The organism is Actinomyces haliotis, from assembly GCF_015355765.1.
GTDB lineage: Bacteria > Actinomycetota > Actinomycetes > Actinomycetales > Actinomycetaceae > Actinomyces > Actinomyces haliotis.
Genome location: NZ_JACWNA010000004.1, coordinates 95,952 through 122,946 on the forward strand (window position 1 = coordinate 95,952; position 26,995 = coordinate 122,946).

Annotated in this window: 20 protein-coding genes; 10 read left to right on the forward strand and 10 right to left on the reverse strand. The window is 72.7% G+C overall.

The genetic code is table 11. The features are described 5' to 3' along the window. Positions 1 to 120 precede the first annotated feature (120 nt). Together IXW69_RS03655 and IXW69_RS03660 are read left to right on the forward strand one after the other, a co-directional pair. On the forward strand, positions 121 to 357 hold the full coding sequence (locus IXW69_RS03655; protein WP_194785019.1) for a hypothetical protein: 237 nt from the start codon (positions 121 to 123) through the stop codon (positions 355 to 357). Between the two features lie 103 nt (positions 358 to 460). Beyond that, on the forward strand, positions 461 to 979 hold the full coding sequence (locus IXW69_RS03660) for a UbiX family flavin prenyltransferase (protein WP_323745156.1): 519 nt from the start codon (positions 461 to 463) through the stop codon (positions 977 to 979). Positions 980 to 1,162: 183 nt separating this feature from the next. Here IXW69_RS03660 and IXW69_RS03665 read toward each other — a convergent pair whose 3' ends face one another. Together IXW69_RS03665 and IXW69_RS03670 are read right to left on the reverse strand one after the other, a co-directional pair. Next, the gene (locus IXW69_RS03665; protein WP_194785020.1) at positions 1,163 to 2,032 is read right to left on the reverse strand and encodes a DUF559 domain-containing protein; all 870 of its coding nucleotides are present in this window, start codon (positions 2,030 to 2,032) and stop codon (positions 1,163 to 1,165) included. A 402-nt stretch (positions 2,033 to 2,434) separates the two neighbouring features. Then, positions 2,435 to 2,947 carry an S-ribosylhomocysteine lyase gene (locus IXW69_RS03670; RefSeq protein WP_228524672.1) on the reverse strand — a complete coding sequence of 171 codons (513 nt, stop codon included), beginning with the start codon at positions 2,945 to 2,947 and terminating at the stop codon, positions 2,435 to 2,437. Between the two features lie 52 nt (positions 2,948 to 2,999). On the opposite strand from IXW69_RS03670, the gene IXW69_RS03675 reads away from it, so the two are divergent. The 6 genes from IXW69_RS03675 to IXW69_RS03700 all read left to right on the forward strand — a co-directional run bounded on the left by IXW69_RS03675 (position 3,000) and on the right by IXW69_RS03700 (position 14,513). Further along, positions 3,000 to 3,962: an alpha/beta fold hydrolase gene (locus IXW69_RS03675; protein WP_194785021.1), complete on the forward strand. Its 963-nt coding sequence runs from the start codon at positions 3,000 to 3,002 to the stop codon at positions 3,960 to 3,962. A gap of 171 nt (positions 3,963 to 4,133) precedes the next feature. Continuing rightward, positions 4,134 to 6,695, forward strand: coding sequence for a response regulator transcription factor (locus tag IXW69_RS11990; protein WP_194785022.1), 2,562 nt, complete (start codon positions 4,134 to 4,136; stop codon positions 6,693 to 6,695). Continuing rightward, on the forward strand, positions 6,682 to 9,207 hold the full coding sequence (locus IXW69_RS11995; protein ID WP_194785023.1) for a helix-turn-helix transcriptional regulator: 2,526 nt from the start codon (positions 6,682 to 6,684) through the stop codon (positions 9,205 to 9,207). The genes IXW69_RS11990 and IXW69_RS11995 overlap by 14 nt, the downstream gene beginning before the upstream one ends. Positions 9,208 to 9,535: 328 nt before the next feature. Next, the gene (locus tag IXW69_RS03690) at positions 9,536 to 10,306 is read left to right on the forward strand and encodes an ABC transporter permease (protein ID WP_194785024.1); all 771 of its coding nucleotides are present in this window, start codon (positions 9,536 to 9,538) and stop codon (positions 10,304 to 10,306) included. A 25-nt stretch (positions 10,307 to 10,331) separates the two neighbouring features. Beyond that, positions 10,332 to 11,609: an AI-2E family transporter gene (locus tag IXW69_RS03695; protein ID WP_194785025.1), complete on the forward strand. Its 1,278-nt coding sequence runs from the start codon at positions 10,332 to 10,334 to the stop codon at positions 11,607 to 11,609. Positions 11,610 to 12,068: 459 nt separating this feature from the next. After that, positions 12,069 to 14,513, forward strand: coding sequence for a phosphoketolase family protein (locus IXW69_RS03700; protein ID WP_194785026.1), 2,445 nt, complete (start codon positions 12,069 to 12,071; stop codon positions 14,511 to 14,513). 121 nt (positions 14,514 to 14,634) lie between these two features. On the opposite strand, the gene IXW69_RS03705 is transcribed toward IXW69_RS03700, so the two are convergent. The 4 genes from IXW69_RS03705 to IXW69_RS03720 all read right to left on the reverse strand — a co-directional run bounded on the left by IXW69_RS03705 (position 14,635) and on the right by IXW69_RS03720 (position 18,203). Continuing rightward, positions 14,635 to 15,585 carry an ROK family glucokinase gene (locus IXW69_RS03705; protein WP_194785027.1) on the reverse strand — a complete coding sequence of 317 codons (951 nt, stop codon included), beginning with the start codon at positions 15,583 to 15,585 and terminating at the stop codon, positions 14,635 to 14,637. Positions 15,586 to 15,764: 179 nt separating this feature from the next. After that, complete coding sequence (locus IXW69_RS03710) at positions 15,765 to 16,205, reverse strand: fluoride efflux transporter FluC (RefSeq protein ID WP_194785028.1); 441 nt, start codon at positions 16,203 to 16,205, stop codon at positions 15,765 to 15,767. After that, complete coding sequence (locus tag IXW69_RS03715) at positions 16,202 to 16,648, reverse strand: FluC/FEX family fluoride channel (RefSeq protein WP_228524673.1); 447 nt, start codon at positions 16,646 to 16,648, stop codon at positions 16,202 to 16,204. The genes IXW69_RS03710 and IXW69_RS03715 overlap by 4 nt, the downstream gene beginning before the upstream one ends. Then, positions 16,641 to 18,203 carry a DUF2079 domain-containing protein gene (locus IXW69_RS03720; protein ID WP_194785029.1) on the reverse strand — a complete coding sequence of 521 codons (1,563 nt, stop codon included), beginning with the start codon at positions 18,201 to 18,203 and terminating at the stop codon, positions 16,641 to 16,643. The genes IXW69_RS03715 and IXW69_RS03720 overlap by 8 nt, the downstream gene beginning before the upstream one ends. A 100-nt stretch (positions 18,204 to 18,303) precedes the next feature. Here IXW69_RS03720 and IXW69_RS03725 point away from each other — a divergent pair, with 100 nt between their 5' ends. Next, positions 18,304 to 19,713: an amino acid permease gene (locus IXW69_RS03725; RefSeq protein ID WP_194785060.1), complete on the forward strand. Its 1,410-nt coding sequence runs from the start codon at positions 18,304 to 18,306 to the stop codon at positions 19,711 to 19,713. 69 nt (positions 19,714 to 19,782) lie between these two features. Here the strand turns inward: IXW69_RS03725 and IXW69_RS03730 are convergent, their stop codons facing one another. The 3 genes from IXW69_RS03730 to tdh form a co-directional block, all read right to left on the reverse strand. Next, entirely contained in the window at positions 19,783 to 20,679 is an 897-nt protein-coding gene (locus IXW69_RS03730) for a hypothetical protein (RefSeq protein ID WP_194785030.1), read from the reverse strand. A gap of 211 nt (positions 20,680 to 20,890) precedes the next feature. Then, a complete protein-coding gene (locus tag IXW69_RS03735; RefSeq protein WP_194785031.1) occupies positions 20,891 to 22,069 on the reverse strand; it encodes a glycine C-acetyltransferase in 1,179 nt (392 codons plus the stop codon). A gap of 1 nt (position 22,070) precedes the next feature. After that, positions 22,071 to 22,997, reverse strand: coding sequence for an L-threonine 3-dehydrogenase (gene tdh / locus IXW69_RS03740; protein ID WP_323745158.1), 927 nt, complete (start codon positions 22,995 to 22,997; stop codon positions 22,071 to 22,073). On the opposite strand from tdh, the gene IXW69_RS03745 reads away from it, so the two are divergent. Further along, positions 22,977 to 23,897, forward strand: a complete 921-nt coding sequence (locus IXW69_RS03745; protein WP_194785032.1) for an inositol monophosphatase family protein — start codon at positions 22,977 to 22,979, stop codon at positions 23,895 to 23,897. The genes tdh and IXW69_RS03745 overlap by 21 nt on opposite strands. Positions 23,898 to 24,002: 105 nt before the next feature. Here IXW69_RS03745 and IXW69_RS03750 read toward each other — a convergent pair whose 3' ends face one another. Beyond that, on the reverse strand, positions 24,003 to 26,906 hold the full coding sequence (locus IXW69_RS03750; protein WP_194785033.1) for a lysylphosphatidylglycerol synthase transmembrane domain-containing protein: 2,904 nt from the start codon (positions 26,904 to 26,906) through the stop codon (positions 24,003 to 24,005). Positions 26,907 to 26,995: the final 89 nt, after the last annotated feature.

Here is a 26,995-nt window from a genome sequence, read left to right on the forward strand (position 1 = left end):
ACAGGCACCCACCCAGGAAGGCGGTTCAGGATGGCCCCATCACCGCGACCGCCAGGAAGAGCGTCATGACCGCACCGGTGACTGATCACTCACAACTGGGCGCTCGGCACCCCGCCGTCGGTGCGCGACGCCCGCGTCACCACGATGCGGAACCCGATCCTCCACGCGCTCGTCGGCCCGGGGGAGGAGCACACGAGCCTCGCCGGCATCCCCACCAAGGGCGTCACGACGAAGACGATCGACGACGCCACCTACCCGTGGCGCATGCGGGACGCCTTCGAGCGCGCCCAGTTCCTCGACGTCGACCCCGCCCCCTGGGTGGACGGCGCGACGCCCTACACCGGGAGCGGCGAGTGAGCGCCGACGGGGCGCGCACGGTCGTGGACGGTGGTGCCGGCGCCGGGGCTGCGCGCCGCCGCGTGGTCGTCGGCATCACCGGGGCGCCCGCCCGGAGTACGGCGTGAGGGTCCTGCGCGCCCTGCGGGAGGCGGGCGTCGAGACGCACCTCGTCGTCTTCGCCTCCGGCCAGCTGACCCGATTCCTGGAGACCGACTACTCGCGGGAGGACGTGGAGGCGCTCGCGGACCGCGTCTGGAAGCCGACCGACATGGCCGCCGCCATCGCCTCGGGCTCCTTCCTCACCGACGGCATGGTCATCGCGCCGTGCTCCATGAGGACGCTGGGGGAGATCGCCTCCGGCGTGACGAGCTCCCTCATCAGCAGAGCGGCCGGCGTCCATCTCAAGGAGCGGCGGCGGCTCGTGCTGGTCACGAGGGAGACGCCGCTGTCGCTCATCCACCTGCGCAACATGACGACGGTGACCGAGGCGGGCGCGATCGTCGTGCCGCCTGTACCCAGCCTCTACACGCGGCCGGAGACGGTCGACGAGATCCTCAATCAGACGGTGGGGCGCTGCCTCGATCTTCTCAACGTGCACCTCGACCGCCCCCGCTGGGGCGGGGGTGAGCTCGCGCGCTGAGGAGCGGACAGAAAGGTGGTCAGTTCTCGTACGTTCTGAGAGCGCGCACCGAGTCTCCTCCGGGTCATCCGCAGAATTCCAACGATCTGGGTGACAGGGTGCGCGTCATGGCTCGGAAGTCACGAGAACTGACCATCCTGTGAGGTGACGGGGCCCAGGCCGAGGCGGCGCCGGCTCGTCGTGTCAGCAGGCGGGCCAGCGGCCCAGACCGCGCGCCACCTGCTCAACGACCCACGCGGTCTGCCGCGCCATCACCTGCTGCGAGGTCAACCTCAGCACCGTGTACCCGTGGGCCACCAGCCACTGGTCGCGGAAGCGGTCGTGCGTCCAGTCGGCCCAGGCCGAGTGGTACTCATGACCGTCGGTCTCCACGTTGAGCCAACCGCCGACGAGGAGGTCGAGCTCACCGGGCTGGGTCACTACCGCGACCTCCGGGGCGATGCCGGCCTCCTGGAGGTCGTGTCGCGCGATCGTCTCGAGGATGGAGCGGGCGCGAGGATCCGCTCGCCGGACCACGGATCTCGCCGGAGCGTTGCGCTTCCCCGGCAGGCGTGCGAGGAGGTCATCCCGACGGACGAGTCCGCCGCGGAGCGCGGCGTCCAGGGCGATGAGGGCGTCCACCTCCTCGGCGCAGCGCAGGTGGGTCAGGAGGAGGTCCTCGATGGTGGCGAATGGTGATCCGAGGGGATCCACGGTGAGACCTCGAACCTGATGGACGGTGACTCGTCCGAGTCCGTGCACCGCCGTTCCGGGGTCGCCCGGGACCAGCAGGTGCAATCTGCGGCCGGGACGCTCCCGGACCGGGAGGCCGGCGGCGACGAGTCCGTGGTCGCACCCGATGAGACCGCCGAGACGCCGCGCGATGATGACGCGCCGGTCCGCGGTCGGGAGTGCCACGACCCTGGGTGGGTAGGCATGAATGAGGCCCTCGGCGACCATCCGACGAAGAGCGTGGCGCTCGTTGCGGTCCCGGCACAGCGCGGCGGCCCGTGCAGCACCGTGGGCACCGGCGAGCCGAGCCATCATCTCGTCGCTTCGTCGAGTCGTTCTCACGGCCCGAGGGTGCTGGAGGCGCAGAGGTTCCCGCACGTGGGCGCCGCACGGCTGCGGGGGCGGGCGGCACGGCGGCGCCTGTGGAGACCGGGACTCCGGACTCGCGGACGGTGAGTGACGTGTGCCGGTGCTGGCGGGGATCTTCGGCCGGGTGCGGGGTGCACGCACGCGAACGTGCGGCTGCGGTGTATCTCCGCCGGGGCGTCCGCTGTGCCCGCCCGCGACGGCACTGCCTGGTCAGTTCTCGTGACTTCTGGCGTCAGACTGCGGTGCTCGTTCGGCGAGACCGCGGGATTCTGCGCTTCTGATCGACGCGGTGGTGGCTCACTCAGGAGAAGTCACGAGAACTGACCAGGTTTCCGCTCTCGCGGACTACACGCGGTGCCCGCGGAGGCTCGGCGGTCAGTCGGGGATGACGACGTCCCACTCGTCGCGCTTGGCGAGGAAGGCGCGCACGGCCTCCTGCGCCGCCTCCAGCGAGTGGTTGGCGCCCCAGCCGCACTGGACCTCGTTCGCGGCCGGCACCTCCGTGGCGGACAGGATGTCCTCGAAGGCGGCCTGCAGCAGCGGCTCGAACTCCTCGGGCTCGAGCCCCAGCGTGAGGGCGTAGAAGCCGGTCTGGCAGCCCATCGGGCCCCAGTCGATGAGGCGGTCCGTGTGGTTGCGCATGAGCTCGGCGGTGAGGTGCTCGATCGAGTGCACGGCCTTCATGTCGAGGTGCTCGACGTTCGGCTGGCAGAAGCGCACGTCGTACTTGACGAGCACGTCCCCGCCGGGCAGCGTCTTGCGGTCGGCGATCCGCACGAAGGGCGCCCGCACCTTGGTGTGGTCGAGGTTGAAGGACTCGACGTTCATGCGCGCGGCACCCTCGGGGGTGTCGGTGTAGGACTCGTTGTGACCGGTTGGCTCGCTCATGACTCCACCATAGGCCCGCCCGCCAGCGGCCCCGTCGGACGAGAATGGCCCCATGAATGACCCCGTGAACGACGACGGCACCCTTCGCCAGCCCGGTTCGCCCGCCGCTGGAGCGCCCCCGCAGCCCGCACCGCGCCACGCGGCGCCACCAGCCCGGATCGTCCTCGGTGCACCGGACGCCCCCACCCTCGTCCTCCTCCACGGCATCACCGCCTCCGCCCTCTCCCAGGCCGACGCCATCGGGCACTGGGCCGCCGCGGGCTACCGGGTCATCGCCCTCGACGCCCGAGGCCACGGCCTGTCCCCGCGGTGGACTCCGGCAGAGCTCGACCGCGCGGGCGAGCAGCTCGTCGACGACGTCGTCACCGTGCTCACCGACCTTGCGGACGAGGCCCGAGGGCGCGCCGCACTCGGCCTGCCCGCCGCGCCGCCGCCCGTCCTCGTCGGACACTCCATGGGCGCCGCGACCGCCATGGTCGTCGCCGGCCGGCACCCTGAGCTGGTCTCCGGAGCCGTCCTGGGCGACCCGGCCCGCTTCGGGAGCCGGACCCCCGACGAGCTGCGCGCCCGGGGCGCCGCCCGCGCTCGTGCCCGCGCCACCGAGGTCGCCGACCTGCCCGCCGCCGCCGCCCGCGCGCTCGCGGACCCCGACGTCCCCGACGTCGAGGCGCTCCCGGGCGCCTGGGCCTCCCAGCGCACCGATCCCACGCTCCTCGTCACCGGTGTCGTCGCCCCCGAGGTCCCTTGGGAGGAGGGCATGGGCGCCCTGCGCGTCCCCACCCTCCTCGTCACCGGCGACCGCCGCGGCTCGGCCCGGGTGGGGCCTGAGGGGCTCTCCGTCCTCGAGCGCGTCGCGAACCCCTGCGTGGAGGCTGTGCTCGTCCCGGGCGCCGGGCACGACGTGCGCCGCACGCGCCCCGTGGGCTTCTACACGGCGGTTGACCCCTGGCTGCGGCGTATCCTGGACCGCAGCCGTGACCGTATCGTGATCATTGCGGGTGACCCGGAGCACTGATCAGGTTGGCACCCCGACCGCGAGAGTGACGCAATCCTGACCGGATCGAGACCCTGCGGCGATCCGGCGCGGGGCCTTACGGACTAGCGTCTCCGACGCCCGTCCGCGGGAGCGGCGGGCCCGGGTGCGGCGCGGGCCGTTCCCCGCGTCATCCGGAGAGAGCGAGGCGATGTGACGTCCCACCTGACGACCCTGCTGGGCAGGCACGCTGACCGCCTCGCGGTCACTCTCGAGAGCGCCGCCTCGGCCGTCCTCTACGGTCCGCCCGAGTTCCACGTCCGTGACGTCGCCGAGGCCACCGTCGCCCGCCTCGGCCTCACCCCTGTGCGCCGGTCCCTGCGCGAAGCCACCGACTCCGGCTCCTGGCGCGAGGCCCTCACGCCGCTCAGCGTCCTCCTCCTCGACTGGGACGGCCCCAGCGAGGAGCTCGTCCCGGCCTGGACCGCCTTCGTCGACGCGGCCGCGCACGACCGCCTGCCCCTCGTCATCGTCGTCTCCGAGTCGGACGTCGTCCCGCCCGTCGAGGTCTTCCAGCACTTCCAGGTCGTCCTGGGCCCCATGTCCATGGCGGTGCGGTCCGCCGACCTCGCCCGCCTCGGCGAGGCCTGGGAGGACGTCTCTCTGCGCCACGAGGTCCTTCGGCTCACCGCCGGCTCGACCGGGCTCGTCCTCGCGGCCGTCGAGGAGGTCGAGTCCCGCGGGGACGCTGCCCTGCCGCTCTCCGTCGAGGTGGCCCGCCAGGCGGGCCGTGCCCGGGGGAGCCTCGACACGCCCCTGTCCGTCGGCGCCCGCGCCTGGGCGACGCGCCTGGTCGACCTCCTCCCCGCCGACGACCACCTCGTCCTCCTCCACGCCATGCTCCCGGGCATGTCCGCCCAGCAGATGGCCGCCGTCGCCACGAGCGTGCTCCACCGCGAGGTCACCGTCGACGACGTCATGGACGCGCGCCTGTTCCCCGCCATCCACCGCCAGCAGTCCCGTCGCGACACCTTCGCGCCGGCCGTCGCGGCCCAGATCGTCCGCCTCGTCAGCGAGCGCGACCCCGGCACCGTCCTCCTGCTCCGCCGCGCCGTCGCCGAGGCCGCGCTGGACAGGGCTCTCCCGCTGGACGCCCTCGAGCGGGTCTCCGCGCTGGTCGGAACCGCCTCCTGGGCCTCCCTCGACAAGTTCCTCGCCCGCACCCTGCCGTCGATCGCGCTCCTCACCACCGGCCAGCGCGGTGCCCTCGCGGAGATCCTGCCGAGCGAGGTCCTCTCGGCCTGGCCCTACCTGCACTGGTGCCGCGAGTTCCTCACGCAGGACGAGGTGACGCCCCACGCCCTGCCGTCCCCGTGGCTGGACCTGCTCTGGCTCCTGTCCGTCGCGGACGGCCGTGAGCTGAACGACCTCACCACGGAGATGCGGGACCGGCTCGTCATGGCGGTCTCCACCGCCCACTCGCCGTCGATCGACGCCCTCCAGGAGGGGGTCGACGACGGCATCGAGTTCCTCAGCAGGCGCGCCGCCCTCATCCACGAGCGCGCCGCCGCCTCCTACTCTCTGCCGCCATGCATCATCGATGACGCCCCGCTCGTCGTCCTCGCGCTCCTGGGCGAGTCCGACGGCGCGCTCGCCATGGGCCGGATCATCCTGGCCCAGCGCTGCCTCAACGAGGCCTCCCAGCTGCTGGAGGTCATCGGCGCCGACGTCGAGCGCGCAGCCGCCCTGCGCCTCGGCCTCGCCTCCCGCCAGGCGCTCCTGTCCTCCTTCACCGGTGTGCGCGGTCGCACCGAGACGCTTCTGGCGGACTACGAGGACCTCGTCGAGGAGGCCGGGGTCCGCGAGCCGGAGCCCGAGCACATCGTCCTCGTCGCCCGCCGCTTCCTCGCGCAGACCACGGCCAGCGACGTCCGTGTCTCCGGCGACATCGCCCCCAACACGACCTTCACCCCGCTCGAGGTCCAGGCCGAGGCCTTCCTCATCCTCCTGCAGCGCGGCCCCGAGGTCGCCTCGGACTGGGTCCAGACCTTCCTCTCGCGGGCGCCGTTCACGGACCTCGGCGCCGCCGAGTGGTGGCCCCTGCACACCGTCGCCGCCTTCCTCGCCCTGCGCGAGAACCGTCCCGAGGACGCTCTCCGGGTCCTGGAGACCGTGTACGTCCCTGAGACCGCGGCCCAGCTCATCCGCGCCGGCGCGGCCCTCGCCGAGGAGGACCTCGACGGTGCGGAGGCCCTCATCCGTCAGGTCGTGCGCGACCCCGAGGCCCCGGACCGCTGGCGCCGGCTCGCCTTCGGGTTCCGCGTCACGATCCTCGCGCGCCGCAGGTCCCCCGAGCTGGCCACCGAGGCCGACGCCCACCTCGTCGACTGGGCGGAGGCGCCCGCCATCGTCGCCCTCTTCCCGGAGGAGGGGCGCCGCGTCGCGCTCGCGGGCCTGGACCCGCAGATGGCGCGCCTTCGCGGCCTGCGCGTCGACGAGGAGACGCCCGCAGCGAGCTCCGTGGTCCTCACCCCGCGCCAGCTCGACGTCCTCGCCGGGCTGGCCACGGACCTGACGCTCCAGGAGATCGCTGACCGCCTGTTCCTCGGTGTCGAGACGGTTCGCTCTACCTCGAAGGCGCTCTACCGACGGCTCGGCGTCCACAGCCGCGAGGCCGCGGTGCGCGTCGCCCGTCTGACCGAACTCCTCCCGCCCGACCCCGCGCTCCCGGACGGAGCCAAGGAAGTAAGGAGGACGATCAGTGATCGTCTCTGACGCGCTCACCGACCGCCTGGCTCGCAGGCTCGCCCAATCCATGACGGGCACGGCGACCGTGCTCATCCGCGCCTGCCACGAGTACCGACCCCAGGAGCTCGCTCGCGCGCTCATGGAGCGCCTCGACGCTCGCTACCTCGACATGCCCCTGCTCGAGGCGGCCTCCGACACCTCCTGGGCCGAGGACCTCGACGCCGACACCTCCCTCCTGCTCGAGTGGGACCACGAGTCCGACCCGACCGACCCCCTCATGGCCGTGCTGGCCGCCTCGCGTCGCCCCGGCGCCGCCCCCATCGTCGTCGTGGTCTGCGAATCCGATCTTCCGGCTCCCGCCGCCGTCCTCGACCTGTTCCAGGTGGTTCTCGACGAGCCCTCGCTGGTCGTGAGCGCGGAGGACGTGCTCGCCCTCGACGAGAGCTGGAACGACGTCGTCGCCCGCGCCCAGCTGCTGCGTGCGACCGGCGGGGTTCCTGCGCTCGTCGCAGCGGCCCTCGACGGCATGTCCGACGTCGCTGACAACCCCCTCGTCGGCGTCGCGCGCAGCGCCTGGAGCCGCCAGTTTGAGCGCGAGGCCACCGACTCCCTCACCCGCGTGTGCCGCGACTGGGCGGAGCGAATCCACGACGCCGTCGCCGCCGACGACCTCGCCTTCCTCGCCGTGTTCCTCCCTCCCATGAACGGCCCGGACATCGCCACCGTCGCGACGGCGGCCCTCGGGCGCGACGTCCCCTTCGAGGAGGTCCTCGAGCTCCCCACCAGGGTTCCGGCGATCCGCGGGACCGCCACCGGGTCGGCGATCTTTCCTCCCGCCTTGGCGGCCCAGATCATCCAGGTCTCCCTGACCCGGGACCCGTCGCGGACGGTGACCCTGCGTCGTGACCTGTCCTCGGTGCTCACCGACCAGTCCCTGGACATCACGGCGCGCGACCGGCTCTCGGCGCTCGCCGGCCTCGCGGCGTGGTCCGCCCTCGACCGCGCCCTCGACTTCTGCGCCCCGTACGTGGCGCTCCTGTCGTCCGCCGAGCTCGAGGCGCTCAGCGCGCTCCTGCCGGAGGAGGTGCCGTTGGCGTGGCAGAGCCTCCACGAGATCCAGGGCTTCGCCGGAGACCCCGACAGCGCCCCCCACCTCCTCCCGGAGCCCTGGCTGCGGCTGCTGCGCACGACCACGACGGGGAACGACGCCCTCTTCCCGCCACGTGTGGTCGAGCTCCGGAACCGCCTCATGCTCGCCACGTCGCGCGTGCAGTCGCCGTCCATGGAGGACGTCAGCGCTGCTCTGGAGGAGGCGCTGTCCTGGCTCGACGAGTGCTTCCAGTACCTCAACGCCGAGTCCGCCCGGTCCTTCCGTCTACCGCGCGCCTTCAAGGACGAGGCCCATCTGCTGTGCCTGGCGATGATGGGGGCCGCCGACGCCTGCCTCGCCCTCGCCCGGCTGTTTGACGCCCAGGCGTGCCTCAACAGGGCGCGCATGCTCGTCGAGTCCCTGACCACCGACGTCGGCGAGGTCCCGGCCCTCCTCGTCGGCCTGCCCGCGCGGGACGCGCTCCTGGCCGCTTACGCGGGCATGTATGAGCGCTCCGAGATCTTCCTCGTCGAGTACGAGGAGACGGCGGTCCGCGGGAGCGTGCGCGAGCCGGAGCCAGAGCACCTCGTCGAGATCACCCGCCGCTTCTCCGCGGGCACGGCGCCCCACCCGGTGCGGGCCAGCGTGGACCTGCCTGCCAACACCCAGTTCTCCCCGCTCGAGGTGCAGGCCGAGGCAGAGCTGATCCTCGCCCAGCGGGGCCCGCAGGCCGCGGCCGAGTGGCTCCTCACCTTCCTCGCGCGCTCCCAGTGGACGGACCTCCTCACGTGCATGTGGTGGCCGGAGGTCGCCATGCTGGCCCTGCTCGACCTGCGCGAGGGGCGCGCCGACGACGCTCTCGCCCGCGTCGAGGGCGCCTACCTGCCCGAGGAGGCGCGACTCCTCATCGACGCCGGCGCCTCGCTCGTGCGGGGCGACGCCGAGAGCTGCCTCAAGACGGTCCGCGCGCTCGTCGCCGCGCCCGCCGTCTCCCCGCGCGCCATGCTCATCGGGTACGGCTACCGGGTCGGCGCCATGGCGGCCCTCGGCGACCCGGACGTCGCCGGAGAGGTCGCCGCCCACGCGACGGCGTGGGCCGCCAACCCCGCCCTCGTCGCCATCCTCCCCGAGGTCGCACGCGCCCGCGTCCTGCCCGTCCTCGAGCCGCCGGTCGCCGGGAAGCCGGGGCTGAGCCTGTCGGACGGTCCCGCCACCGCCGACGTCGTGCTCACCCCGCGGCAGACCGACGTCCTCGAGCGTCTCGCCTCCGACCGCACCCTGGCGGACATCGCCGACGAGCTCTTCCTCGGCGTCGAGACGGTTCGCTCCACCTCGAAGGCCGTCTACAAGAAGCTCGGCGTCCACTCCCGGCAGGAGGCGGTGCGCGAGGCGCGCCTCTCCGGCCTCCTCGCCCCGGGGGCGAGCGACGAGCAGGAGACCTCCCGGTGACGCGGACGTCAGCCGTCCCGGCTCCGGGCCTCGACGACGTCGTCGAGGTGCTCGCGGCCTGAGCACCGTTGCCTCCCGGGTCGTCGAGCGCGAGGTCACCGAGGCGGAGGCCGAGGCGACGGGCTCCCTCCCGGGAGTCTTCAGCCCCTCGGTCGTCGCCACCGGCGCCCCGCCGGCGCTCGTCAGCGAGGTCACCACGCGGCTCCTGGCCGAGTACCCGACGCGGACCGCCACGATGTGACAGCGCCTCACGGGCTGCCTCGCGGCGGTGGAGGAGGACCGCGGCTCGACCGACGCCCTCCCGCCCGCCGAGTGGCAGGATCGGGGAGTGCCCTACCTGCAGTTCGGACTCGGTCTCGCCGTCCTCATGACCATCACGCTCGGCGTGCAGCGGTGGGCGGGCCTGAGGCTCGGCTGGGGCCCGCTGGTCGCCGCGCTGCGCGCCGTCGTCCAGCTCTCCGTCATCGCCGTGCTCCTGCACGGCGTCCTCGCGCTGCCCTGGACCGTCGCCCTGTTCTTCATCCTCATGCTGACGACGGCGTCGGTGACCTCGGGAGGACGCGTCCACGAGCTCCACGACGGTCGCCGCGCCGCCGCCACGGGAATCGTCGTGGGCTCGGCCGTCACCGTCGCCCTCATCTTCTCCCTGAGGCTCATCGCCTTCGACACCCGCTACCTCGTGTCCGTCGCCGGGATCATCATCGGCAACTCGATGAGCGGGGCGACGCTCGCGGGCCGCATGTTCCTGCGGACCGTGCGCGACCGCGCTGACGAGGTCGAGGGCTGGCTCGCGCTCGGCGCCACGCCGGTGGTCGCCCACGCCGAGGTGGCCCGCGAGGCGGTCCGCGAGACGCTCCTGCCGGGGATCGACCAGACGGGCGCGACGGGTCTCGTCACCCTGCCCGGCGCCTTCGTTGGCGCCCTGTTCGGCGGGGCCAGCCCGGTCGAGGCCGCGAAGTTCCAGCTCGTCGTGCTCCTCGGGATCATGCTCACCCAGACGATCACGGCCCTCGTCGTCGTGCGGGCCGCCTCGGCCTCGACGACGCTCCCGCTCCTCCCGGTGGAGCCGCCCCGCGCCACGCCGTCGGAGGGCGACTGAAGCGGGGCCGTGCGAGGATCCGGACATGGACCCCACTCCCAGCATCGCCTCGGCGCCCCCAGGCAGGACCACCGCCGCCGACCTCGAGCCCGAGCACGACCCAATCCGCGAGGAGCAGCGCCTCCCGGTCGAGGTCGGCCGCACCCAGGGTGAGACGACGGCTCTCGTCATCGCCGCGCTCGTCGTGGGGTGCGTCGGCCTCTACTTCGTGAGGGGCCTGTTCGCGCCCGCCTTCTTCGCCCTCACCCTCGTGATCACCGTGAGGCCGCTCGTCACCTGGCTCGCCCGCCACCACGTCAACCGGGTCGTCGGAGCCGTGCTCGCGATCCTCATCATCTACGCCTTCGTCGTCGGCATGTTCGTCGCGCTCGGCGTCGCGGTGGCGCAGCTCATCGAGACGCTGCCCCAGTACGCCTCGAAGTTCGAGTCCTTGTGGGACCAGGCCATCACGCTGCTCGCCCGCTTCGGCGTCGACGCGGGCTCGCTGCAGAGCCAGGTCCAGGACGCGGTCAGCACGGACAAGATCGTCTCCGTCGCCCAGACCCTCCTCAGCCAGGTGACGAACCTCGGCTCGATCCTGTCGATCCTGGCCCTGACGGTCATCTTCCTCATGTTCGACATGTCGAAGATCGAGGTGCGCGCCGAGGCCCTGACGCGCCTCAAGCCGGGGATCGCCACCGCCATGGGGGACTTCGCCGGCTCGGTCCGCTCCTACTGGCTGGTCTCGACCGTCTTCGGCCTCATCGTGGCCGTCCTCGACGTCGTCGCGCTGGGGATCCTCGGCGTGCCCATGGCCGTCACCTGGGGCGTGCTCTCCTTCATCACGAACTACATCCCCAACATCGGCTTCTTCGTGGGCCTCGTCCCGCCCGCCCTCCTCGCCCTCGTCGACTCCGGGCCGTTCACCGCCCTGTGGGTGGTCGTGGCCTACTGCGTCCTCAACTTCGCCATCCAGAGCCTCATCCAGCCGAAGTTCACCGGTGACGCCGTCGGGCTCAACACGACGACGACCTTCCTCTCCCTGCTCTTCTGGGCGCAGGTCGTCGGCGGTCTCGGCACGATCCTGGCCGTCCCGCTCACCCTCTTCGTCAAGTCGCTCCTCATCGACGCCGACCCGCGGTCGCGATGGGTGGCGATCTTCCTCGCCGCCGGCGACTCGCCCGTGCGCAAGCCCGACGAGCTCGATGAGGAGACCCTCGACGAGGCGGACGTCGACGGCGACGGCGTCGGCGAGGACGACCCCGAGGAGGACGTCGACCCCGTCGAGCCCGGTGCGGCGGTCGCCGACGACCGGCACGACTGAGAGGAGCCTCCTGCCGACCGCGGCCCGCGCCACCGGACAGAGACCTGTTCCCATGGTCTTCCCAGGTTGCTGGGGGGCGTCCGTCCAGGTCAGGAGGGTTATCTAGTTCCTGCCGCCGGACGGAGCGGGTCACGAGGGTTGGGGAGCCCGGTGACCGGCCCGCACCGAGAGCCGCGAAGGTCCTAGGGAGCCTGAACGGGTCGCTCCGGCGAAGGAGGAAGCCCCCCGGGAATGGGAACCCGGGAGCGGCACCTCGATGACGAAGGCCCTCGGCCGGATCACCGATCCGGACCGAGGGCTTCGTCGTGCCCACGCCTCACCACTCACAGGGGCTGCCCGCCATCGGCCGTTCACTGACACCCCTGTCCCCAGGGGCGACGCCCCAGGTAGGTTCGAGGCGGACGGACCCCTCCGCGGGCGTGGGCCGTCCCGCCTGACGGCGCCCGCACAGGAGGACGAATGACTCAGACCCCCACCGCCGAGCCCCTCACCGCGGCCCGGGTGGACGAGCTCGTCGACGCGCTGGCCCACCCCACCCAGGACGACACCGCCGCCATGGACGCCTGGTGGCGCGCCAACAACTACCTGACCGTCGGCCAGATCTACCTCAAGGACAACGCGCTCCTGCGCCGCGAGCTCCTCGCCGACGACATCAAGCCCCGCCTCCTCGGCCACTGGGGCACCAGCCCGGGCCTGTCCTTCATCTACACGCACGCCTCGCGCCTCATCCGCCTCACCGACCAGTCGATGATCTACATCACCGGCCCCGGCCACGGCGGCCCGGCGCTCGTCGCGGCCTCCTACCTCGAGGACTCCTACACCGAGGTCTACCCGCGGGTCACCGAGGACTCCGACGGCGTCCTCCGCCTCTTCCGCCAGTTCTCCGCGCCTGGCGGCATCCCCTCGCACGTCTCCGTGACCACGCCAGGCTCCATCAACGAGGGCGGCGAGCTCGGCTACGCCCTCGTCCACGCCTTCGGCGCCGTCTTCGACAACCCCGACCTCATCGCGCTCGCCGTCGTCGGCGACGGCGAGGCCGAGACCGGCCCCCTCGAGGGCTCCTGGAAGGGCATCTCCTTCCTCAACCCCGCCCGCGACGGCGCCGTCCTGCCCGTCCTCCACCTCAACGGCGCGAAGATCGCCAGCCCCACCGTCCAGGCCCGCAAGGACCCCGAGGAGCTGCGCAGCCTCTACCAGGGGCACGGCTACGAGGTCATCGAGGTCGGCGGCGACGACCCGGCCGTCGTCGGCCCCCAGCTCGACGCCGCCCTCGCCTACGCCTGGGGACGCATCAAGAAGATCCAGCTCGCGGCCCGCACTCCGGGCGGTGAGGGCGTCGTCGCCGGCGAGCGCCCGCACTGGCCCATGATCATCCTGCGCACGCCGAAGGGCTGGACCGGCCCCCATGAGGTCGACGGCACCGTCGTCGAGGGCACGTGGCGCGCCCACCAGGTGCCGCTGTCCGGCGTCAAGGAGAACCCCGAGCACCTCGCCATCCTCGAGAGGTGGCTGCGCAGCTACCGCCCCGAGGAGCTCTTCGACGAGAACGGCTCCCTGACCGAGCTCGCCAGGCGCGCCAACCCCAGCGGGGACCTGCGCATGAGCGCCAACCCCGTGGCCAACGGAGGCGGCTCCTACACGCCGCTGGACGTGCCCGACTGGCGCGACCTCGCCCTCGACCTCGCCCCGGGGGACCGCGGCCGCGTCAAGAAGGAGTCGACGCGCTACCTCGGCGCCCTCATGGCAGAGCTCTACCGTCGCAACCCCACGACCTTCCGGCTCTTCTGCCCCGACGAGGCCGACTCGAACCGCCTCTCCGCCGTCTTCGAGCAGACGGACCGCGCCTTCATGGAGCGGCTCACGGACCTCGACGTCAACATCTCTCCCGCCGGCCGCGTCATGGAGGTGCTCTCCGAGCACAACACCCACGGCTGGCTCGAGGCCTACAACCTCACGGGCCGTCACGGCCTGTGGGCCTCCTATGAGGCCTTCGGCATGGTCTCCGTCTCGCAGACGATCCAGCACGCCAAGTGGCTCGAGGAGGGCGTCCACCTCGACTGGCGCGTGCCCGTGCCCTCGCTCAACATCCTGCTGAGCTCGACCTGCTGGCGCAACGACCACAACGGCTTCTCCCACCAGGGGCCGGGCGTGCTCTCCTCGATCCTCAACATGAGGGCTGAGATCGTGCGCGCCTACCTGCCGCCGGACGCCAACTGCCTCCTGGAGATCGCCTCCTACGGCTTCGACACGACCGACAAGGTCAACCTCATCGTCCAGGACAAGCAGCCGCAGTTCCAGTGGCTCACCAAGGAGGAGGCCTACGTCCACTGCAAGCGCGGCTACGGCGTCTGGGACTGGGCCGGCAACGAGGACCTCGAGTCCGGTGAGGAGCCGGACATCGTCATCGCCTGCGCCGGCGACGTCGTCACCACCGAGGCGATCGCCGCCGCGCAGATCCTGCGCCAGCAGCTGCCGCTCCTCAAGGTCCGCGTCGTCAACGTGGTGCGGCTCCAGACCCTCGCCCGCCTGAAGGACCACCCCTCCGGCATGAGCGACGAGGACTTCGCGGAGACCTTCACGGACGACAAGGACGTGGTCTTCGTCTTCCACGGCTACCCGGGCTCGATCCACCAGCTCGTCCACGGCCGCCCGGACGCCGACCGCTTCCACGTCCGCGGCTTCATCGAGGAGGGTACGACGACGACGCCCTTCGACATGGTGGTCCGCAACCGTGTGGACCGCTACCACCTCGTCATCGACGCGCTCAACAACGCGCGCAAGACGGTGCGCGGCGCGGCCGATCTCAAGCGCTGGTGCGAGAAGCAGCTCGCCCGGCACGAGGACTACAAGGTCGCCCACCTGGAGGACATGCCCGAGATCCGCGACTGGGTCTTCGAGGCCTGAGCGCGGCGAGGAGCTCGCACGACGACGCCCGCCATCGGCCCCGGAAGGGGACCGACGGCGGGCGTCGTCGTGGGTGCTCGGGCGGCCTGGCACGCTGTGGCGCGCCAGAGCGCCAGAGCGCTCAGGAGGCCTGGCGGGCGAGGTCGGCGGCGCCGACGAGGCCCGCCTCCTGGCCGCCCTCGGCGAGGACGATCGGGATCGCCGGGCGGTGCGGGCCAGCGGTGAGGGCCTCGGCGAAGGCCTTCTTGGTGGGCTCGAGGAGGATGCCGCCCGCCTCGGCCAGCCCGCCGGCGATGACGATGACCTCCGGGTCGAGGATGGCGCACATGTCCGCCAGTCCGACGCCGAGCCAGTGCGTGAGGCTCGCGTAGCACTGGAGGGCGGCCGGGTCGCCCTCGCGGGCGGCGGCGGTGACGGCCTTGCCGGAGATGTGGTCCGGGTCCCCGCCGGACAGCTCGATGATGCGGGCCGCGTAGGCGGGCCTGTACTGGGCGAGCTCCCAGCCGTTGACGCCGAGCGCCGTGCCGGCGGAGTAGCGCTCGAGGCAGCCGTACTGGCCGCAGCCGCAGGGGCGGCCATCCGGGACGACGTTGATGTGCCCGATCTCCCCGCCGAAGCCGGCGGCGCCCCGCAGCAGCTGGCCGTTGACGACGATCGCGCCGCCCAGGCCCGTGCCGATGGCCACGATGAGGGCGTTCTGCTTGCCGCGGGCGGCGCCGAAGCGGGCCTCGGCCCAGCCGAAGGCGTTGGCGTCGTTCTCGACGACGACGGGCAGCCCCACCTTCTCGGAGACGACGTCCGCGAGCTTGAGGCCCGTCCAGTCGAGGTTCGTGCCGTGGGCGATGGTGTTGCGGTCCGAGTCGATGAAGCCGGCGGCCCCGATGCCGACCGTGGCAGTCTCCGGGAACGCGTCCTTGAGCTCCTCGGTGACGGAGACGATCGTGTCGATGATCGCCTGGCGCTCCTTGGCGGGAGAGTCCTTGCGGATCGTCTCGAGGACCCTGCCCTCGTCGTCGACGACGCCCGCCGCGATCTTCGTGCCCCCGACGTCGATGCCGATGCTCAGTGCCATGGTCTTCCTCGCTCCTCGGTGCGGTCGGCTTCCCTGCCGACCGCGGCGGTGATGGCCCTAGTGTGCCCTGTCGCGTGCGCCGGCCGGTGCGGCTTCCGGCGGGTGGGCGTGGCCGGAACGAAACCGACCGCATGGTCAGCGTATCTCGGCTCCGCGGGGCTCCCGGTATCCGGGGCGCCTCAGCCGAGCGCGCTGCCGATCGCCAGCCCGAGGGCGGCGGCGACGAGGCTCGCCGACGCCATCCCCAGCGCGTGCAGGGCCGTCGCCGGCCCGCGCCGCGCCAGGAGCAGCCGCGCGGACTCCACGGACGCCGTCGAGAAGGTCGAGTAGCCGCCGAGGAAGCCGGTCCCCAGGGCCGAGGACACCGCCGTCGGCGCCGAGGCTGCCGCCGTCCAGCCCGCGACGAGTCCCAGGAGAAGACAGGCTGTCACGTTGACGACGACGGTCCCCAGCGGGATCCCCGCCAACCGAGCCTCAGGGCCGTCGGGACCGCCGGGCCGAGGCGAGCGGGCGGCACGACGGCGCGTGACCGCCGCACCCACCCGGGCGTCCACCGTGAAGCGCGTGACGGCCCCGAGGCCTCCGGCCACCGCCAGCAGGAACCAGGTCAGCGGGCTCACGCGCGCTCACCCCCGTGAGCGCGAGCGGCGAGGGCCAGTCCGGCGGTCGCGGCGAGCAGGCCCGCGAGGAGCGAGCCGAGGAGGTAGGCCAGGCCCAGGGCAGCGTGCCCGTCGGTGAGGAGTCGCTCGGACTCCACCATGAAGGTCGAGTAGGTGGTGAGACCTCCCATGAAGCCCGTCCCGACACCCAGGCGCGCCACCTTCCGGACGCCTGCGTCCGGGCCCGCGAGCGCCAGGTGCCCGAGGAGCAGCCCGAGCAGGAGCGCGCCGACGAGGTTGACGGCGAGCGTCGTCGTCGGGAGACCACCGGAGGGGGCCGGCCAGGCGTGCGAGGCGGCCGCTCGGACCAGCGTGCCGAGCGCGCCCCCGACGCCCACCGTCACGAGCTCCGCCCAGCGGGGCATCGGGCGGGGCGTGGCCGCCGGTGCTGTCGGCTCAGCCATTGCGCTTCGCCACCTGGTAGCCGTCCACCGTGAGGATGTTCGTGTAGGTGGAGCCGTCGGTCACCTGACTGGAGATCCACTGCGCCGCGTCCATGGGCGCGTTCCCGCCCCACGCCGAGGACTGCTCGTCGATGACGACGTACTCCGGGCTCACCCCGGCCGTCCCCACCCAGGACACCTCGGCGCGCGGCACCAGGTAGGCGAGCAGGCCGAGGTCCGTCTCGACGCTCGCGCCCTCCGGGATCGTGTCCATGACCTGCTGCGCGGCGGCCGCCCGGGAGGAGGTCTCGCCCCAGCCGTCGTCCTTCATCGACGCCAGCGGCAGGTCCTTCGCCGTCACCGCCGTCATGAGCAGTGGCACCGTGACGCCGACGACGCTCAGCCACCGGGCCCACACTGGCGCGCCCAGCCAGCCGGGCGGCGCGGTCTCGTCGTCCGGGTCGGCGCGGCGGGCGCGGAGCCGGGCGAGGACGTCGAGGAGCGCGCCCAGCGCGATCGGCATGAGAACCGCGTTGTAGTGCCACGCCTTCCAGTCCCAGTAGAACTCCTTGCTGGACAGGAAGCGCCACGCGATCGTCGGCAGGACCGCCGCCATGAGCGGCGAGCCCAGGCCGATGAGCCCCGCCGTGCACACGATCATGGCGAGCGTGGCGGTCTTGACCTCAGGGGAGAAGAGCCGTGAGAGGAAGCCGCCCGAGGACGCCGTCGTCGCCGTCCCGTCGCCCGCGTTGCCGCCCAGCCCGTACTGCCAGGTCCCGGTGGAGGACAGGAGCGGGAGGATGACGAGCACCGTGAGGAGGAAGAGGATGAGGCCGAAGGCCGCTAGACCCAGCCCCAGCTGCAGCGGGGTGAGGCGGGCGGCGCGGTCGCGCAGCCGGTGGCCGGTCGGCTCGTGGACCGGAGCCTCCTCGTGGCGGCCGCGCCAGGCGATCGCCAGACCGATCATGAGGACCGTGAGGCCCAGGTCCTCCTTGACGAGGACCAGTGGCGCCGCCCAGAGGGCCGAGGCCCACCATCGGCGCTCCGCGAAGGCCGCGCAGGACCACGCCAGCATCGGGACCGCGAAGGCGATCTCGTGGAACTGGGCGGCGACCGCCCCTTGGAAGCCCCACGACAGCGCGTAGCACAGACCCAGCGCCAGCGCCGGCACGCGGCCGACGACGCGGGTCGCTACTCGGGTCAGCGGCCAGGCGGACACGGCGAGCAGCAGGTCCTGAGTGATGAGCAGGGACAGCGGGCTCGGGAAGAGCGCCCAGACCGGGCCGAGCAGGACGAGGATCGGGTGGAAGTGGTCGCCCAGCAGGTTGAAGCCGACGCCCTTGATCGGGACGATCGGGGCCCTGAGGTGCGCGTAGTCCTTCGCGAGCTCGGAGAAGATCGCGAGGTCCCAGCTCGGCACGTACATCGAGCGCCACTGGCCCAGCGAGTAGGCGATGAGTAGGAGCGCGCTCACGACGACGGCGGTGGCCGCCGGCACGAGGTCGGCGCGGGAGGTGGTGGGCGGCGTCGTGCCCTGGGACTCGTCGTGCTCGGACGGCGCGGTGCTGGTGCTCATCGACCGCGAGCCTACCCAGCGCCGTCGTCCGCCACCGTGACCAGGCAGACGGCGGCGACGCCCCGCTCGTCCCGGTGCGGGGTCGCGGGAGGGACGTAGGCTGCCCCGGTCCCACCCCCCCGACGGAAGGACGGCCGTGGCCACCGGCGACGAGCACCTCCAGCGCAACCTCACCAACCGGCACATCCAGCTCATCGCGATCGGGGGCGCGATCGGCACCGGCCTCTTCATGGGCTCCGGCAAGACGATCTCGCTCGCCGGCCCCGGCGTCCTGCTGGTCTACGCCATCATCGGCGGGGCGCTCTTCCTCGTCATGCGGGCGCTCGGCGAGGTCCTCCTGTCAGACCTGCGCTACAAGTCCTTCGCCGACGTCGCGCACGACCTCATCGGGCCGTGGGCCGGCTACATGACCGGCTGGACCTACTACTTCTGCTGGCTCGTCACCGCCGTCGCCGAGGTCGTCGTCATCACCGGCTACCTGCGCTTCTGGTGGCCGACCCTCCCGCTGTGGATCCCGCCCGTCGTCACCGTCGCGCTGCTCCTCTCCCTCAACCTCACGACCGTGAGGGCCTTCGGCGAGATCGAGTTCTGGTTCTCCATCATCAAGATCGTCGCGATCCTGGCGCTCGTCGTCGTCGGGATCTGGATGGTCGCCACCGGCTTCACCTCACCGGGCGGCGCGCACGCCAGCCTCGCCAACCTCTGGAACGACGGCGGGCTCTTCCCCCACGGCTTTGACGGCTTCGCGGGTGCCTTCCAGATCGCCGTGTTCGCCTTCGTCGGCACCGAGCTCATCGGGACCACCGCCGCCGAGGCCGAGGACCCCGAGGTCACGCTCCCTCGCGCCATCAACGCGATCCCCGTGCGGATCCTGCTGTTCTACCTGGGGGCGCTCGCTGCCATCATGTGCGTCACCCCGTGGCGCGAGGTCTCCGCCGACTCCTCGCCCTTCGTCGCCATGTTCACCCTCGCGGGGCTCGGCGTGGCCGCGTCCGTGGTCAACTTCGTCGTCACTACCGCGGCGGCCTCGAGCGCCAACTCCGGCATGTACTCGACCTCCCGGATGCTCTTCGGGCTCGCCGAGGCGGGGCAGGCGCCGGCCGTCTTCGCGGGCCTGTCCAAGCGGTCCGTGCCGGCGCCGGCGCTGCTGCTCACCTGCGCGGCCCTACTCACCTCCATCCCGCTGCTCTACGTCTCCGACTCGATCATGGCGGCCTTCACCGCGGTGACGACCGTGGCGAGCGTGCTGTTCATCCTCGTGTGGTGCGTCATCCTCATGTGCTACCTGCGCTACCGGCGGCTCCGTCCCGAGGTGGCGGAGGCGAGCGCCTTCCGGATGCCCGGCGGCCGCGCGGCCGCGTGGGCCTGCCTCGTCTTCTTCGTCTTCGTCACCTGGACGCTCACGCTCGCCGACGACACCCGCGTGGCCGTCGTGTGGAGCCCGCTGTGGGTGGCCGCGCTCGCGGTGGCCTGGTGGATGCACCAGCGGCGCGCCGCGCGCGCAGCCTGAGCGCTGCGTGTGGTGCTCTCAGCGGGTCAGAGCATCCGGCCGGTTCGTGCTGCTGAATGTCTGCGCAGGTCAGAGGCCCGCGGTCGTTTCCTGCTCAGCCCCGAGCCGGCCCTGACCCGCTGAGAGCGCCATCCGGCGGAGTACCGACTCCACGATCGGCACGGTCCGCCCGGCCATGACGTCCTCGCGAGTGAGCCTCACCGGGGTGACGCCCCGCGCGAGCAGGAGCTGGTCCCGGCGGCGGTCGTTGGACCAGGCGGACTTGAGCGAGTGGTACGTGTAGCCGTCCGTCTCGATGTCCAGGCCCTCCATGACCAGGTCGAGCTCGCCGACCCCGGGGACGACGAGCCCCGGCACGGGCCGGTGCCCGGCGTCCTCGAGCTCGATCCGGGCGAGGGACTCGATCGGCGAGCGGGCCCTGTCCGTGCACCGCGCCAGTCGCCGGCGCGCGGTGGGGCACCCGTGCCGGTTCCCCTGCAGCCTCGCGGCGACCTCCTCGCGCGTCACGAGCCCGCGGTGCAGCGCGTTGTCCGCGATCGCGATGGACTCCTTCTCCGGGCCGCAGCGCAGGAGCCTCGCCACAAGGCGGTCGATCGGGACCGCGAGACCTTGGACCTCGAGCCCCGGCTCGCGATGGACCGTGACGCCGGGTGCGTGGACCGATCCGCGGCTGGAGGGCACCGCGACGTGAACCGGGGAGGCTGGGATGAGCTCGGGCAGGCCGTACGCGGCCAGCGCGCTCCCGCAGGTGAGCAGGCCGTCGCACCGGCGTGCGGCCAGGACGGGCGCTGCCGCCTCGGGAAGGTGGACCACCGACCCCGTGCGCTGGAGGGCGCCGGAGCTGATGAGACGCGCGAGGACCCGCCGCCCCGTGCTCCCCAGACCGAGCTCGGACTGGCGGAGCGCGCCGGTCGGGAGGATGAGCGCGATGATCCGCTCCTCCTCGAGATCCGCCGCCCGTCCCATGGGGCGAGCCTCGCCTCGAGGGGAGTGCGTGCGCCAGGGAGGGGGTCGCGTCTGTGGAGAGCGAGCGGGCTGTGGTGCCCTGAGCGGATCAGAGCCTCAGAACTGCGCGCGGTCGGCCGGGTGCGGGGCTCTGACCTGCGAGGACATTCGTCGGCACAAAGCGCCGACTGCCTCTGACCCGCTCGGCGCACCATCTCACGGGCGGAGCCCCTCAGCCCACCACGGACTGCCGGGCCCGGACGAAGGCGTCGACGCACTCGCGCACGTCCTCCTCCGTGTGCGCCGCGCTCAGCTGCACCCGGATGCGCGCCCGCCCCTTGGGCACTACCGGGTACGAGAAGGCGATGACGTAGACCCCCTCCGCGAGCATCCGGTCCGCGATCTCCACGGCCTCTCGCTCGGACGCGAACATAACCGGCACGATCGGGTGGCTCCCTGGCAGCAGGGTGAAACCGGCCTCCTCCATGAGGGAGCGGAACAGCTCCGCGTTGCGCGCCAGGTGCGCGCGCGACTCGTCGGCGTACCGCGCGATCCGGATCGCCCGCAGACTCCCGCCGACCACCGCCGGCGCCACCGTGTTGGAGAACAGGTACGGGCGCCCGTGCTGACGCAGCAGGTCGATGACCTCCTGTGGGCCGGCCACGTACCCGCCACTCGCCCCGCCGAGCGCCTTGCCCAGCGTCCCAGTGAGCACGTCGACCTCGACCCCGAACATCTCCGGGGTCCCCGCGCCGGTCACCCCGATGAATCCGACCGCGTGCGAGTCGTCCACCATGACGAGCGCGCCGTACTCCTCAGCCGCCTCGACGATCTCCGGGAGCGGCGCGTAGGAGCCGTCCATGGAGAAGACCCCGTCGGTCGCGATCATGATCCGCCGCGCCCCCGCGGCCCGCGCCTCCTTGAGGCGGGAGCGCAGGTCGGCGACGTCGCCGTTGCGGTACCGGTACCGCGCCGCCTTGCACAGACGCACGCCGTCGATGATGGAGGCGTGGTTGAGCTCGTCGGAGACGATCGCGTCCTGCGCCCCGAGCAGCACGTCGAAGATCGCGCCGTTCGCGTCGAAGCAGGAGGAGAACAGGATCGCGTCGTCGGTGCCGAGCCAGTCGGCCAGCTCCCGCTCGAGCTCGCGGTGCGGCGTCTGGGTGCCGCAGATGAAGCGCACCGAGGACAGGCCGAAGCCCCACTGGTCGAGGGCCTCGTGGGCGGCGTCCCGGACGCGCGAGTCGTCGGCCAGTCCCAGGTAGTTGTTGGCGCAGAAGTTGAGGGCGACGCCGGTGGTGGTCTCGACCTCGGCGCCCTGGGCACTGACGATCTCCCGCTCCTCCTTCCAGGTGCCGGCCCCACGGATGTCGTCGAGCTCGCCCGCGAGCTCGTCCTTGAACGCGTACACGTCAGTCCTCCCAGTTGATGATGACCTTGCCGCACTCGCCCGAGCGTGCGGCCTCGAAGGCGTCGGCCCACTGCTCGGGCGCGAAGCGGTGGGTGATGATGCCGCGCACCTGGTCGCGCAGCTCAGGGCTGGAGCCCAGCATGAAGGAACCCTTGTACCAGGTGTCGTACATCTCGCGGCCGTAGACGCCCTGGATGGTGAGCATCCGGGTGATGACCTGGTTCCAGTCGATCTCGTAGCCGCCCTTGGGCAGCCCGAGCATCGCGATGCGCGCCCCGTGGTTGCACACGTCGATCACCTGACGGGTCGCGGCGGGCGCCCCGGACAGCTCGAGGCCGACGTCGAAGCCCTCCGTCATCCCCAGGCTCGCCATGACCTCGCGCAGGCCCTGCCGGGCCGTGTTGACGGTGACGGCGCCGACGGCGTCGGCGAGCCCCAGCCGGTAGTCCGACAGGTCCGTGATGACGACGTTGCGCGCCCCGCAGTGCCGGGCGATCGCCGCGCACATGACGCCGATCGGCCCGGCGCCCGTGACGAGCACGTCCTCGCCGGCGAGCGGGAACTGGAGGGCGGTGTGGACGGCGTTGCCGAACGGGTCGAAGAGGGCGCCGAGGTCCGGGTCGATCTCCTCGGACTGCGGCCAGACGTTGCGGGCCGGGACGACGACGTAGTCGGCGAAGGCCCCGTCGCGGTTGACGCCGATAGAGCTCGTGCGGATGCACAGGTGGCGGCGCCCGGCGCGGCAGTTGCGGCAGCGCCCACAGGTGACGTGCCCCTCGACGCTCACGCGCTGGCCGACGGAGAGGTGGTCGGCGCCGCGCGCCGTCGCGCAGCTGGCCGTGGGCCGTCCTTGTGGAGCGTGGTCCAGGTCATAGGCTACCGACCGGAATCCACCCGAGGAGGACGTATGACGACGACGCACCCGCACGCCTTGGCCGACCGGGAGGCCGCCCCTGACACGTCGGACCTGCTGTCCCTGCTCCCGGTGGCGCTCGACGCCGTGCGCGCCGGCGCCAGCCTCGCCCTCGACCCCGGCGAGGCGCTGCGGATCGGTACGAAGCGGAACCGGAACGACGTGGTGACCCAGGTGGACCGCGGCGTCGAGGAGCTCATCGCCGGGCGGCTCGCGGCCACCGGCTACGGGCTCATCGGGGAGGAGGGGCACGCCGCCGACTCCTGGGCCGGGCGCGTGTGGGTGCTCGACCCGATCGACGGGACCCTCAACTACGTGGCCGTGCACCGGCACTGGGCGATCTCGCTGGCCCTCGTCGAGGACGGCGAGCCGGTGCTCGGGATCGTCGCGGACCCCGTTGACGACCGCCTCTACGTCGCGCTCGCGGGCGGCGGCGCCTGGGAGGGGCGGCTTGAGCCGGGCCGCGAGGGAAGCGACGACGGCGGCGCTGGTGCCACTGGCGCCGGCGTACGAGGCGTGCCCGACGGTGCCGACGTCGTGATCGCTCTCGTCCCGGGCGCTTGGAGGCTCGCGGTCGAGGACGTCCCGCTTGCCGACGGCGTCGTCATCGCTCAGCTCCACGCGCTCGCGGCGCTGCGCCACCTGCCGGCGATCTGCGAGTTGACCCGCGGGATGCGCTGCTACGGGGCGGCCGCTCTCGAGCTCGCGGAGGTCGCCGCCGGGCGGGCGGGAGCCCTCGTGCACACGAGGCTCCAGCCCTGGGACGTCGCGGCCGGGGTGCTGCTGTGCACGGAGGCGGGCGCCGTCGTGAGCCGGCTGGACGGGACGCGGGCCGACGTGCGTGAGCCAGGCTCCCTGCTCGCGGGTACGCCGAGCGCCGCCGCGGAGGTGGTGCGTCGCCTCGTCGAGGGCTGAACCGGCTGCCGCCGACGAAGGACCGCGCCTCGTCGCCCCACGTCAGCCCGGCAAGGGGGAGGGGAGGAGGCGCCGCTGCGCGCGGCAGCCGCCCCGGGCCGGCTCTTACAGGTCGCCCTTCTTCTGGAGGCGCTGGAGGCTCAGCCAGCCCACCGGGATCGGCACCCAGAAGGTGACGAGGCGGTACACGAGCGCCGTCGACAGCGCCACACCGCTCGGCACGCCCGCGGTCACGAGGCCCGCCGTGAGCGCCAGCTCCACCGGGCCGATGCCGCCGGGGGAGGGGACCACGGAGCCCACCGTGTTCGAGGCGAGGTACGTGATCGCGAGGACCGAGAAGGGCAGCGTGTAGCCGAAGGCCCACAGGCTCGCACCGAAGGCGAGGATGTAGGACAGGGAGAGCAGGACCGTGCCGCCCACGCCCAGGGCGAGGCGAACCGGGTTGGACACGACCCACACGAGTCGCGGCCACACCTGGCGGTAGGTCGGCTCGATCTTCGCCCACACCCACGTGCGGACCTTCGGGATGGCCAGCGAGATCGCCACCGCCGCCACGAGGACGAGCGCGAGGGCGATGACCCAGCCGCTCGGCAGCGTGAGCCCGGTCGACTGGCCGGTCGTCGCCGCCAGGATCAGCAGCAGTACCACGGTGACGGCGAACTGGATGACCTGGACGAGGGCCACCGTGGCGACGCCGATCGCCGTCGGCACGCCCTTGCGGTTGAGGAAGCGCAGGTTGATGGCCGCGCCGCCCACGCCCGCCGGCGCCACGAGGGAGACGACGGAGCTCGCCAGGTGCACCTCCGTCGACTTCATGAGGTTGAGGCGCACCGGGGAGAAGGCGACGAGCGAGATGCCGGCGCCCACGTAGGTGGCCAGCGAGAAGACGAGCGCCCCGAGGATCCACCAGACGTTCGCGTCGGCGACGGCGGCGCTGATCTCCTCGAAGTTCATGCGGCCCAGCAGCGTGTACAGGGCGACGAGCGCGATGACCGCCATGATGACGGTGCGCGCCGAGAAGCGGTTGAGCTTGGCGGGCTCCGCGTGCGCCGTCGGCGTGAGAGAGACGAGGGCGTCGCGCAGCTCCTGGAGGACCTTGCCGCGCCGGCCCATCGTCTCGCGGGTCGCCGCCGGGAGGACGACGCGCTGGAGCATCGGCGCGATCGAGGCGAGCTGCTCGGTGGTGAGCGAGCGGGACGCGGTCGCGATGGCCCGGTCCACCCCGGCGATCGAGGCGACGAGCGCGAGGGTCTGGGCGAGGTCGACGCGGCGGGACAGCTCGGTGGAGATCGTCTCGCCCGAGTCCCAGTCGAGGAGCCACACGCGGCCGGTGGCGTCGACGATGACGCTCGAGCCGTCGATGGCGCGGTGCGCGAGGCCGGCGGCGTGGGCGCGGCGCACCTGGTCCCACAGCTGGGTGAGGACGTCGTCGCTCACGTCCTCGCCGACCTCGCCCAGGGAGCGGGCGCCGACGATGTGGTCGGTGACGAGGAGGACGGACTCGTCGGCCTCCGCCATGCCGAACAGGCTCGGGGTGCGCACGCCGGCGCGGCGCGCCTCGAGAGTCATGAGGGCGGCGTGCTCGGCCGCGGGGCGGACCGATAGGTCCCGGTCGGGGGAGAGGCCCTTGACGCGCAGGCGGTCCCAGACGGTGGACAGGAAGCCGGCGACCTGCCGGTCGGAGTCGAGGAGGGTGACGTCGCGGCGGCTGCCCTCGGAGTCCCAGACGGCGTAGAGGCGGTGGGCGGAGGGGCGGCCCTCAACGAGTGCCCCGGAGTGGGCCTCGGCGAGGACGGCGGCGAGGTCGACGTCGTCGGCGGGGACGATGCGGTTGGCGTCGTCGGAGAGCGCGCTGGCACCGGTGCGCTCGGCGTCGTCGCGGTGGGGGGAGCCGAAGAGGGAGTCCTGGACGGCGTTCCCGGCCGAAGCGCGCGACGCGCCGACGTCGTCGGGGGAGGGTGCGTCGTCGGCGACGGCGACCTCGTCGGGGAGGTCCTCGCCGACGCCGGGGAGCTGCTCCTCGGGGACGGGCGCGGTGAGCGGGTTCTCGCGGACGCGCTCCGTGTAGCCGAGCGGCGAGTCGGTGGTGACGGTCCAGGCGCGGGTCTCCGGGGCCGGGTCCATACGGACGACCTTGACGGCGTCGACGCCGGCGCGGCGCAGGGCCCGCACGAGGTTGATCCCGTGGACGCGCCGGTCCTCGACCCCGAAGGCGTAGCGGACGCCGACGCCGACGAGCCGCCCCAGCAGGACGGACAGGACGGCGCCCGGCAAGGTGAGGGCGGAGCGGAGCACCGCCAGGCCGACGATCGTCCACACCGCGGCCCAGCCGTAGCGGACCATGGAGGAGGAGCGCCGCTCGCCCGCGGCCGTCAGCAGGGCGGCGAGCGAGGCGAAGGTCGCGGAGATGCCGATCTGGGCGGTGCCGGAGGCGGTGACCGTGAGGCCCGAGACGAGCGCCGTCGGCGCCCAGGCATCGGCCGCCGCGTGCGCGAGGACGCCGATGAGCCAGCCGCCGACCGCGGCGAGGCCGGACAGGGCGGCTCCGCGCCAGCTGCGGTGGAGGACCTGCTGGAGGAGGACGGCGATCGGGAGGATGAAGGTGGCCAGGCCCTCGATGGCCTGCAAGGGGAAGACGAGGATCTGGCGGAGCACCACCGCGAGGGCGTTCTGCACGTCCTGGGTGACACCCGTGGTCGTCTCGTGCGCGTAGGCGGCGAGGATGAGCATGGAGCCGACGCCGAGGACGCACAGGACGAGGTCGAGGAGGTCCTCGGTGCGTCGCAGCCGCTGGAGCGGGGCGTCGACGAGGAGCGTGCGCGAGCGCACCACCGGGGCCGGGCGTGGGCGCGGCGCGCTCACGGGGGCGACCCCGATGCGGGGGATGCCGACCGGGGACGTTGCGGGCGCCGAAGCCTCGGCCGCGTCCGGGGAGGGGGAGGCGACCGGGTCCGTCTGAGGTGCACCGGCCGGTGCGTCAGGGCTGGTGGGGGTGGCCTCGTCGGTCATGGTCGCGAGTGTACGGGTGGGACGGGCAGGAGCCTTCCCGCTGCGCCGCCCGGCGCCTGTCGTTGCGCCGCCGCCCTGCCCCGTGTGGA